We start from the raw sequence: 8,267 nt of genomic DNA on the forward strand, positions 1-8,267 counted from the left end.
AAATAAGTAGAGCTCATGGGAATGTTCTTCACAATGTATAATTACTCAAAATATATTATAGCATAAAAATAATAAACTATATGTATATTTTTGGAATTTTTAATTTTTTATCATTCATATTTTTCTCCTCCCTAATATTTAAATTCTTCGGCTAATTTTGAACTTCTAATCAAGCCTTTATATATCTTAGAGCTTTCCATTAACTCTTTATGTGTTCCAAAGTCTTCAACTTTACCGTCATCTATAACTACTATTTTATCTACATTTTCAATAGATTTTAATCTGTGAGATATGATGATTACAGTTTTGTCTTTCATCAGCCTATTTAAACTTTCTTGTATTTTCTTTTCATTTTCTACATCAAGGCTTGCTGCTATCTCATCTAATATTAAAATAGGAGCATTTTTTAAAAAAGCTCTAGCTATAGATAATCTTTGTCTTTCTCCACCTGAAAGTTCTGCTCCGTTTTCCCCAATAAAGGTGTTGTAACCCTTTTCAAGTTTTTCTATAAATTCTTCACAATTAGCAAGGCGTGCAGCCTCTTTCACTTCTTCATCTGTTGCATCTTTTTTGCCAACCCTTATATTTTCTAAGACAGAATTATTAAATAAAATCACATCTTGAAAAACAATAGATGTTTTTTCAAATAAAGATTTGGTAGATATATCTTTAATATCCTTGTCATCAATGGTGATTTTCCCATTATCGTAATCATAAAGTCGTGAGATAAGTCTTAGTATACTGGTCTTTCCACAACCACTTGCTCCAACAAGTGCTGTAACTTCTCCTTGATTTGCTGTAAAAGAGATATCCTTTAATACCATGTTATCTTTATCGTAGGAAAAAGAAACATTCTGTAACTTAATATCAAAATTATCAATTTTAGTATCTTGTCCTTCTTGAATATTTGACTGTCTAATTTCCTTTATCCTATTTATCTTGGGATCAAGGTAAAAAATTTCAGCAACACCTTCTCTTGAAGCATCCACTGCATCTTTGATTTTCATAGCTGCAAGAAGATATCCTATTAAATATAAAATATCTATCTCTCCTGTTGAAAATAGTGAAACTCCTACTAGTATGACAATGGCTAAATTTATAAATCCAAAAGCTTGTGATAAACCCATAATTAAAATTAGTTTTTTTTCTTCCTTTAAATGAATGTTTTCACTTTCATCCATTTTTTTATAAAGCATTGCTTTTAACTCAGAAGATAAATTAAAACTCTTTATTTCCTGTTGCATTTCAATTGCCTCTTGGAAGCTTTCAGAGTTTTCACGAAGTACCTTATAATACTTTTCATGTCCTTTGACCTGAACCTTCTTTGATAAAACCACTAATATAAAACTTAGTAGAGTTGGTAGAATAACTGCAAGGGCTAATTTTATATTCCCTATTAGCATCATAATAGATATAATCGGAAAGAAGATTAAAAACCCTCCAACCTTTGGAATTGAATGACTCATTGCATGTTCTATCCCTTCAATATCACTCATGATCGTTTGGGACAAATCTGATAAATCATGCTTTGAAAAATAAGATAGGGGAAGTTTACTTAAACTTTCAGCTGTTTCTGTTCTTAAATTTGCACTTTCCTCATAAGTTGCATTATACAAAGAATCATACTCATATCCTAAAAGAATATGCATAAGTAACAAGGTCCCAAGAGATAAGCCTATATAAAGAGCCTTACTTTTTACATTTCCCAGTACTAATTCATCTATAAATAGCATAAGCAATGTAGCTGGAATCATATTTGTACAATAGACAAAAAAACTTGACATTGTTGCCCTTGTAATATCTTTTGCCCCTTGATCTGTAAGAGCAAATCTATTCTTAAAGAACTTCTTCATATCCAACCCTCCATTCATTTGCCACTCCATAAAGATTTTGAAAATCTCTATATTTACCATTTTTATTCATTAGCTCTCTATCTGTACCACGTTCTATAATTTTTCCATCTTCCAATACAAGTATCTCATCTACATTTCGTATACTTGTCATCCTATGAGCAATCATAATAACAGTTTTGCCTTTCATGAGATTTGAAAAAGCAAGTTGTAATTCATGTTCATTTTCTGGATCCACTGCTGCACTAGCTTCGTCCATAATAACGATCTTTGCATCCTTAAGAATGGCTCTTGCAATAGCTATTCTCTGCTTTTCTCCTCCAGATAAATAAACTCCCTTGCTGCCTATAATTGTATTTTCTCTTGTCCTAAATTTATCTAATATAGAATCACATCCTGCAAGATGAAGGGCATATAATACTTCTTCTTTTGTTGCATCTTTTTTGGCAAGTTTTACATTTTCATAAATGCTTTTATTAAATAACTTTGCATCTTGAAATACGAAAGCAATAGTTTCAATAAGAGCCTTTTGTGTATAGTTTTCTAAAGGTTTATCTCCTATCTTAATAGCTCCATTATCCACCTTATAAAACCCGTAAATCAACTTTGCAATGGTAGATTTCCCACTTCCCGACGAACCTACAAGTGCATAAGATTTCCCCTCATCTAATTTAAAACTCAAATCTTTTATGATCATTTCTTCATTATAGCCAAAGCTTACATTCTCAAACTCAATATTAAAATCTTTAAATTTTTCTTCTGTTCCAAATTCCAGTTTGTCTTTCTGCATATTTGAAAATAATTCTTCTAATTTGTCTGCTGCATTATTACCTTGAAACTTATACATACTTACATACATAATCCTCATAAAAGACACAAATAGTACACCACTTAAAAAGAAAGTCATAATTAATTCCACAACTAAAAAATTTGGATCTATGTTTATATCTATGAAGATCAAAATTAATGGAATCAGAATTGCCATAATTCCAAAGAAAAACCATTGAAACCATACATATGGTTTTTTGCAACTTTGGGAATATTCATAGGCATACTTTGCATAATCTGTTATTGCTTTGTGAAGGGCTTTAAAGGAATGTACATTTGCTCCAAAGATTTTTATTACTTGCATCCCTCTAACGTACTCTACTGTTTCTGCACTTAGTTTTTCCAAAGACTTTTGATAAATTTCCATAAATTTTTGTTCACCCATCATAGAAAACAAAATTACAATTCCTAGAAGAGTAAGGACAAGAAGCATAATTCCCACTCTTAAACTAACTACAAACCCAAGTGCTATGGCAAGAATTGGCATCAGCATTGCTAAGGAGCTGTCAGGAATCAAATGCGCAATAATCATATGCGTCTGTTGAGCATTATCATCAATGATTTTTCTTGTAAGTCCTGAAGGGTATAGATCAAAAAATCGAAAGCTTGCATCTGCTAACCCATCAATTCCTCTTTTGCGTAAATTTGTTTCAAGTCTAAATCCAAGGACATGAGAAAAATATCCTGATCCTAAGTACAGAAGTGCTCCTATAATAAGCATTCCCGTCGTTATAATTGCATATTTTTTTGCTTGTAAAGTATCTCCTTGAACCAGGAGTTTATTTAAAAACCCATAAATAAAATAATATGATCCCACTGTCAAGCAGGCAGATAAAACAGAAAAACAAATAGCAATAACACTTAAGTATTTTTGTCTTGGTACATAACTTAAAAGTTTTTTGTATGTTTTCATTTTCCCCCTCCTATTTAATATCACTATTGGACAGAATAGTCCTTATAATAGTTATGATATATTTATTGTAACTATACAGATTTAAATACTTATCTCCTTAATTTAGAGAGTATTCAATAAAAATATTGTACCAATTTAAAAACTATGATACAATATTTTTAAAGATTAATGTCCAATTGTGTTATTGTCTAATCGTGATATTTGAGGAGTGATTTTATGAAAACTATTGAAGAATTATTAGAAAATATGGGGTATACTAGATGTGAATTTTGTGAAAAATATTCTCCTGCGGGCACAACTTATATGATTAACAGTGAGAATTATAAAGGGATTTATTGGTATTATGAAACCAGTGAATTTATTATCGATATTCATAACTTTTTTATTATAAGAGATTTTATCATGACCTCTTCTCCTGATATTAGTGAATATATAAGCTTAATATCCACTTACATTATTACCGCAAATGGCGAATGGGTTAACCCATATCAAAATATGACTTCTAATTCTATGTTTGTTATGGATGCAAATAAGAAAGATTTGAGATTTCTACTCCATGGCAACTATCCTTTTTTTAGTGTTGGCATTAACTTTAAAGAGAAGATGATTGAAAATTGGCTTATAGAAAAACTAAATATTAATAAACATGAGGCTACAAAAATTTTCTTGGAAACTAGTACAGAAATTACAAAACCCATTAGCAAATTGGCCCATGAAATTTTACATTGTACTATGGATTCTACTTCAGCTGAACTTTTCTTCGAAGCTAAAGCTAAAGAATGGCTTAGTATTACTCTTAATGAATATATGAATAAATCTAAAGAAGATCCACTTGCAGAAATAGATAAAAATGCAATTGAAAATGTAGCTGCTTATATAAATGATCACTATGCTTTTGATATTCCTCAAGAATTTTTTGAAAATATTTCCCTTATGAGTGGTACAAAATTAAAGACAGCTTTTAAACAAAGATATAAAATGAGTATTACAGAATATACTCAAAGGAAGAGAATGAACATAGCAGAAAACCTTTTATTAACAACTTCCCTTGAAATAAAAGATATTGCAAAATCAGTTGGATATAACTCGCCAAGTAGATTCACAACTCTTTTCAAAAGGTATAAAGGAATATATCCAAAAGAGGTTAAAGCCTTTGGAGATAGAATGTCTCCTATAATTTGTGATTGCAAAAAATCAACTTATAAAAAATAATTATTTAAGAAAGCAAATTTACCATGAAGAAACCATGAGGAGAAAGGATAATAAGTATGGACAATTACTATGCCGAAAAATTAAATTCTATAAAATTATTTCAGCAGCTACAGCACTAAATTTTGGGATTTTCGTTTGAAATGGTTTGAGGAGCAGGCCTCCAAAGGTTTTCTTTAAATTTATAAATTATATCCTTTTATACTTTTTCCCCATTGTATTTTCATATAAAGATCTCAACATTTCAATGGTTTCCTTATCCATGTCTTTTTTTCTAATTAAAGAAGCCTGATTCATATTAAAATAAGTAATGAAATAATCTTTTGACTCTAATACTTGATAGAACTGGCTATACTTAATCTTAGATTCCCCTTCAAATACTGTGCTCTTTATAATTAAATAATCCTCGTAGAAATCTAATGTTTCTTGTGAATTAAATACTCCTGTTTTGTCAGTTTTAATTCGCTGCTTATTTCTCCTCTCAACCTTAAAAATTATAGTAAGAATTGCTACCATAGCTAACAAAATCCACAAGGCAATAAATTTTGTTACATTAAATTGATTGTCACCATAAGCAAGAAAAGCAGCCATCAAGGCAGCTATCAAGAGTATAAAAGGGATTATCATCTTGCTCCTTAAGAATGTAGCTATATATAAAAACTTATGATAGTCTTCTTTTCCCATAGAAGTTTTTACTGTAAATAATTTATTATCGTTCACGTCTATACCTCCCATAACTAATAATGATTACTTTCTATCTTTTTTAGATTAAGTCTGATTAAGGAAATTAACAATACAGACAAAAATCCACTGTTCATAATAGCTATTACTATTTCACCAATAGAAAAATTTCCCTTTATTATAAAAATAATAAGAAATATAAAGATACTTATTAATATTACCTGTAGCCAATATTTTATTTTTTCATCTATATCGTAATTGTAGACTTGAATTTTTTCTAACTTTAGTATATATCCAATTATAATCATGAAACCTAATATGGTAGAGCCATGTTGTAAATACTTGTATATTGGTATATTTAATATAGTATTAGATAATACATCTATTTTGTTTACAAAAAATCCGTTTTTGTGGGTAAAACTGTCCCATACTACATGTGTTGCCATCCCTATAAAAGATGAATATGAAAAAATAATAAACTCCTTAAAACTATTTAATTTTATTTTGTCATTATATAATACATTTAGATGTTGATTTATTCTCCTAGGTAAGTTTGAAATAAAGTCATTTTTTATAACTTTATAAAAAATAAAATATAATAAAATAACCAAAGGTAAATTTATTAATAAAAACCCTTTTATACTATGACCAATCACACTCATAGGCTTAAAATGTATAAAATATTCAAAATCTGGTGCCATAGTTCCAAGAATCATAGCAGCATTATTTATATATGATTTGTGTTTTTTTGTAAAATTAATTACCGCTGCTGGATGAGCTAAAGTAAAAGCCATATCTTCACCTACTTTATTTTTTCTATATTACTCATAGTAAAATCATATTGAGATACTTTTTATTATATTATAAAAGAAGAAAAATAGGCAACTGTTTCTTATAAATGCAAAATGAACTATCTCCAACGCATCTGATGCATAACTCTACGGATAGTTTGTTGATATTATATGACATGCTCTTTATAATATAATACAAGAGGAGGGATAAATAATGGACTACACGAAAATAGGCACTCTAATTTATAAACTTCGAAAAGAAAAGAATATGACTCAAAAGCAGTTAGCAGATGCTATGAATCTTTCAGACAGAACAATATCAAAATGGGAACGAGGATTAGGCTGCCCTGATATTTCATTGCTTATCCAACTATCTGAGCTATTAAATGTAAACATAAAAGAAATTTTATCTGGAGATTTAATTTCTAATGAATTTGTAGGAGGAAATATGAAGAACACAAAATATTATGTTTGTCCCCTTTGTGGTAATATTACCCTTAGCACAGGAAACGCTGTAATATCATGTTGTAGCAGAGTTTTAGAAGAATTAGTTCCAAAAAAAGCAACCGATAAGGAAAAGCTAAATGTAGAAATTGTTGAAGATGAATGGTTTATTTCATCTGAACATTCAATGACAAAAGATCACTATATCTCATTTTTAGCATTTGCAACAGGTGATAAAATACAAATTATCAAACAATATCCTGAATGGAATATACAGACACGCATATCTAAACGAGGCCATGGTATGCTACTTTGGTATTGCACAAAGCATGGATTATTCTATCAACTTATATAGGCAAATAGTAGTATTTATGAAAAATCACTTTGTTAAGGAGGACATCATCATGTATACAAAAAACATCTCGGAAAAAATCTGGGATGGAGTTCTCTATCCCATCCCAGATCGAAAAGATAAGGTGGTAGTTGTTATTAGTGGCAGCGAGGGCGGACTAAAATATACGAGAAAATGTGCACAATATCTGCAAGATAGGGGAATCCCTGCCTTGGCTCTTGGTTACTTTAAAACGCAAAATACGCAGAAATATCTGGACAGAGTTCCGTTAGAACGCATTGGGGCAGCAATCAAATGGCTGAATCAAAATGGTTATCAGAAGATTGCAGTCGAGGGAATTTCTAAGGGTACGGAATATGCATTTGCTGCCGCAATACAGTATCCTATAATATCTTGTGTCATAGCGAAAACGCCCTCATGGTTTTACAGTGAAGGAATGATAAACAAGAAGCCTTCAGGCACGAGTTGTTGGAGTTATGCAGATAGAGAACTCCCATATACACCGTATAAGAAGCGACGTTTCCATATGCTGAAAATGTTGTGGAAGAAAAAGGAATTTAATATACTGGAAGTAAACACAGGAAAGACAGTAAATCCTGAATCTGTCATCCCAATAGAAAAAATTCAAGGACCAATACTGATACTATCTGTTGAGAAGGACACAATTTGGCCATCGAAGGAGAGCGGCGAGAATTTGATGAAACGTCTTGACGAGAAGCATTTTCCGTATGCACATAAACACATTAGTTATGCACATATGAGTCATATGATGATGGAATACTTTGGCTCTGAGATTCGATATTTTATTAAGTCAGAAAGGGAGTATCCAGGGGAATGTGCAAAAGAACGTATAGAAATGGGAAATGCATGTGTTCAATGGATTGAGAAAGTATGGATATAGGAACAGAGGATAGCAGTTACAAAGCAGATTATTCCACCGTTCTACAAAACCTACTCAAATATATCAAAATATATTTATACAAATAGATTTTGCTCAAGAAGTATCACCTTCTCGATTTAATTCATCCATATATTAGATTTCTCTAACGTATGACCAGTAAATAGAATTTTGCTTTTTTTAAAATTCCATTTAGCTGTATATGTTGAGTTGTATAAATCCCAATCAACATAGTCCGAACCAGACAATAATTTATCTTTTTTAGCTATATTAACACTGCTGTTTATATCTCTTGATAATT

8 protein-coding genes are annotated in these 8,267 nt (G+C 30.4%); 3 read left to right on the plus strand and 5 right to left on the minus strand.

Features of this window, described 5'->3' with window-relative positions:
* Nucleotides 1-131 precede the first annotated feature (131 nt).
* Both BUA21_RS13770 and BUA21_RS13775 read right to left on the minus strand, forming a co-directional pair.
* Nucleotides 132-1,853, minus strand: a complete 1,722-nt coding sequence (locus tag BUA21_RS13770) for an ABC transporter ATP-binding protein (protein WP_072745404.1) — start codon at nt 1,851-1,853, stop codon at nt 132-134.
* The gene (locus BUA21_RS13775) at nt 1,837-3,591 is read right to left on the minus strand and encodes an ABC transporter ATP-binding protein (protein WP_072745405.1); all 1,755 of its coding nucleotides are present in this window, start codon (nt 3,589-3,591) and stop codon (nt 1,837-1,839) included. Before BUA21_RS13775 ends, BUA21_RS13770 begins: the two co-directional genes overlap by 17 nt.
* Nucleotides 3,592-3,807: 216 nt before the next feature.
* Between BUA21_RS13775 and BUA21_RS13780 the strand changes: the two genes are divergently transcribed.
* Nucleotides 3,808-4,803, plus strand: coding sequence for an AraC family transcriptional regulator (locus BUA21_RS13780; protein ID WP_072745406.1), 996 nt, complete (start codon nt 3,808-3,810; stop codon nt 4,801-4,803).
* Nucleotides 4,804-4,989: 186 nt separating this feature from the next.
* On the opposite strand, the gene BUA21_RS13785 is transcribed toward BUA21_RS13780, so the two are convergent.
* Nucleotides 4,990-5,520, minus strand: a complete 531-nt coding sequence (locus BUA21_RS13785) for a YcxB family protein (protein ID WP_072745407.1) — start codon at nt 5,518-5,520, stop codon at nt 4,990-4,992.
* A gap of 17 nt (nt 5,521-5,537) precedes the next feature.
* Nucleotides 5,538-6,275, minus strand: coding sequence for a DUF4184 family protein (locus BUA21_RS13790; protein ID WP_072745408.1), 738 nt, complete (start codon nt 6,273-6,275; stop codon nt 5,538-5,540).
* Nucleotides 6,276-6,486: 211 nt separating this feature from the next.
* Between BUA21_RS13790 and BUA21_RS13795 the strand changes: the two genes are divergently transcribed.
* Complete coding sequence (locus tag BUA21_RS13795; protein WP_072745409.1) at nt 6,487-7,071, plus strand: helix-turn-helix domain-containing protein; 585 nt, start codon at nt 6,487-6,489, stop codon at nt 7,069-7,071.
* A 49-nt stretch (nt 7,072-7,120) separates the two neighbouring features.
* On the plus strand, nt 7,121-7,969 hold the full coding sequence (locus BUA21_RS13800) for an acyl-CoA thioester hydrolase/BAAT C-terminal domain-containing protein (RefSeq protein ID WP_158281691.1): 849 nt from the start codon (nt 7,121-7,123) through the stop codon (nt 7,967-7,969).
* Nucleotides 7,970-8,085: 116 nt separating this feature from the next.
* Here BUA21_RS13800 and BUA21_RS14795 read toward each other — a convergent pair.
* Nucleotides 8,086-8,267 (minus strand): hypothetical protein (locus BUA21_RS14795; protein ID WP_200796571.1); only part of this gene is annotated, 182 nt, incomplete at its 5' end.

The sequence above is a fragment of the Sporanaerobacter acetigenes DSM 13106 genome, assembly GCF_900130025.1.
GTDB lineage: Bacteria > Bacillota > Clostridia > Tissierellales > Sporanaerobacteraceae > Sporanaerobacter > Sporanaerobacter acetigenes.